This window comes from Microcystis sp. M53598_WE2, from assembly GCF_030067735.1.
In the GTDB taxonomy this organism is placed as follows: domain Bacteria; phylum Cyanobacteriota; class Cyanobacteriia; order Cyanobacteriales; family Microcystaceae; genus Microcystis; species Microcystis aeruginosa.
This window is the reverse complement of record NZ_JASJFE010000754.1, coordinates 1-2,637: the sequence shown is the minus strand read 5'-3', so window position 1 is coordinate 2,637 and position 2,637 is coordinate 1. Positions and strand designations below refer to the sequence as shown.

At 44.5% G+C, this 2,637-nt stretch carries 2 protein-coding genes; both read left to right on the top strand.

The annotated features are described in order from the left end of the window. The first annotated feature begins 270 nt into the window (after nt 1-270). Nucleotides 271-1,392, top strand: coding sequence for a phosphate ABC transporter substrate-binding protein PstS (gene pstS, locus PX636_RS15470; protein ID WP_012265136.1), 1,122 nt, complete (start codon nt 271-273; stop codon nt 1,390-1,392). A 94-nt stretch (nt 1,393-1,486) separates the two neighbouring features. Then, nucleotides 1,487-2,446, top strand: coding sequence for a phosphate ABC transporter permease subunit PstC (gene pstC, locus PX636_RS15465; protein ID WP_002760019.1), 960 nt, complete (start codon nt 1,487-1,489; stop codon nt 2,444-2,446). Nucleotides 2,447-2,637 lie beyond the last annotated feature (191 nt).

Sequence of the window (2,637 nt, the reverse complement as noted above, 5' to 3'; positions counted from 1 at the left end):
GAACGTAGGTTGGGTTGAAGCATGAAACCCAACGCCCGCATGGGTTACGCTACCGTTAACCCATCCTACAAATAATTGTGCCTCCCTACTTAAAACTAATGTTTAGTCAAAATAAATAGTAAAAGAAGTTGAGATTTTTGTCTAGTTATCGAGAAAATTTTTCTTGACAATAGATTATGTTTTTTTATTCACTTCTTAACCTATTCTTTACCAAGGCGTGGTAGGTTTTAGCGTAAGATTTAAGGCAGTTTACGGATAAAAATTAATCCTATGCTCAGCAAAAACAGAACCCATTTACTAACAGCCTTATCCCTAGCGACTTTAACAGCGACTTTAACCGCTTGTGGGGGCGGTGATACGGCGGGAACCAGTGGAGAGGGAAGCAATAGGATCGCCCAAGTTCCTCTGCAAGGAGAGGTCGCCCTCAATGGTGCGGGCGCTTCTTTTCCTGCACCCCTATATCAAAACTGGTTTGTCACCATCAATCAACTATTTTCTAAACTACTAATTAACTATCAATCTACCGGTAGCGGGGCGGGAGTCGAACAATTTATTCAAGGTACGATCGATTTTGGCGCTTCCGATGTGGCCATGAGTGACGAGGATATGGCCAGAGTTAGCCGCGGGGTTTTACTGCTACCGATGACGGCGGGAAGCATCGTTATGGCTTATAATTTGCCCGGAGTAGAAGGGCTGAAACTAAGCAGGGAAGCCTATGTAGGCATCTTTTTAGGCACGATTACCCGTTGGAACGATGCCAAAATCGCCGCCGATAACCCCGATTTAAAACTACCCAATGAAGAAATTACCGTAGTTCACCGGGCAGACGGTAGCGGGACGACGGGAGTTTTTACTAAGTTTTTAAGCGCCGTTAGTCCCGAATGGAAAAAAAGTATCGGTGAAGGAAAAGCCGTACAATGGCCGACCAAAAAAGGTAAATTTCTCGGCGGTAGAGGAAATGAAGGTGTAACTGCCCTAATTCAACAAAATCAAGGCTCGATTGGCTATATCGAGTACGGTTTCGCTAAAAATAATAAGCTGCCCATGGCCACTTTACAAAACCAAGCCGGTCAATTCGTTATCCCCAATGAAACTAACGCCGCTGCCACCTTAGCCACGGTGGAATTACCCGAAAATCTGCGGGCTTTTATCGTTGATCCCCCGGGGGAAAATTCCTACCCCATTGTCACCTATAGTTGGATGTTGGTTTATAAAAAATACAACGATCCCCAAAAAGCTTTAGCTATGGAGGCGATGATCGAATTTGGACTTAATCAGGGACAGGAACAGTCCGCCGCCCTTGGTTATATTCCCCTACCGAAAAACGTCCGCGAACGAGTAGCCGCCGCTGCCGATGTCATCTATCCCGATTACACAATCAATGTGGATTAGTAGCCGAAAAAATGTATTCAAAGTTACAATAATAGTGGAGAAAGGCCAATTTCGACCTTAGCTACCGCAAACTAGCTGGATTTAAACCCTAATCATGAGTGCGCCCACAGTTTCACCCGACTCAAATTTTAAAGAACGTCCAGAATCGGAAAAAATCCTCGATAAAGGCTTTGTTGGATTAACTACCGCCTTTGCCATCGCTATTGGGGTAATTTTGCTCCTAATTGCCCTAGTGATTTTTATTCGGGCTTTACCGGCGATTCAAACCTTTGGTCTGGGATTTTTGACCAGTAGTGCTTGGAATCCCGTGCGCGGTCGCGAAGAATTCGGAGTTCTGCCCGTTATCTACGGAACTCTCGTTAGTTCTCTGATTGCCCTCCTGATTGCTGTTCCCCTCGGTATCGGTTCAGCCATTTTTTTAAGCGAAGATTTTATTCCCTTAAATGCGCGGACAATTTTGGTTTTTCTCGTACAACTTTTGGCCGCTATTCCCAGTGTTGTTTACGGATTATGGGGTATCTTTGTATTGATTCCTATCCTCAGACCCCTTGGTAACTGGCTAAATGCTAATTTTAGTTGGATTCCTCTGTTTAGTACTCCTTTAGGGGGTCCTGGAATGTTACCGGCGGGGGTTATTTTAGCAATTATGATCCTGCCGATTATTATCGCTATCTCTCGCGACTCTTTGGCCGCTTTACCGCCGGATCTAAGGCAAGCTTCCCTAGGCTTGGGGGCCACCCGTTGGGAAACGATTTTTCGGGTATTAATTCCCGCCGCTTTTTCCGGGATTGTCGGGGGGATTATGTTAGCTTTAGGGCGCGCTTTAGGGGAAACCATGGCAGTAACGATGATTATCGGCAATTCTAACCGCATTAGTGCCTCTATTCTCGCCCCCGCTAACACGATCGCTTCCTTATTGGCTAACCAATTCGCCGAAGCATCGGGAATGCAAGTATCAGCTTTAATGTATGCGGGTTTTGTTCTCTTGGTTTTGACCCTAGTAGTCAATATCTTCGCCGAATTAATCGTTAATCGCGTCAAAGCTAAGTATTAAGCCGTCAGGAGGCAGTTATCAGTTATCAGTTTTGAGTTTTAAGTTTTGAGTATTAAGTGAGCAGTTTGTATTAAGTGTTCATCATCAAATGGCAGTTTACTGCTGTCTTTTCACTTTTCACTGTTTACTAATCACTGATAACTGATTACTGTTCACTGATTACTGATAACTGATTACTGTTTAAGTAGCTG

What these genes read in the sequence shown, in the direction of transcription:
- pstS (WP_012265136.1), top strand. Translation starts at nt 271, where the DNA reads ATGCTCAGCAAAAACAGAACCCATTTACTAACAGCCTTATCCCTAGCG.
- pstC (WP_002760019.1), top strand. Translation starts at nt 1,487, where the DNA reads ATGAGTGCGCCCACAGTTTCACCCGACTCAAATTTTAAAGAACGTCCA.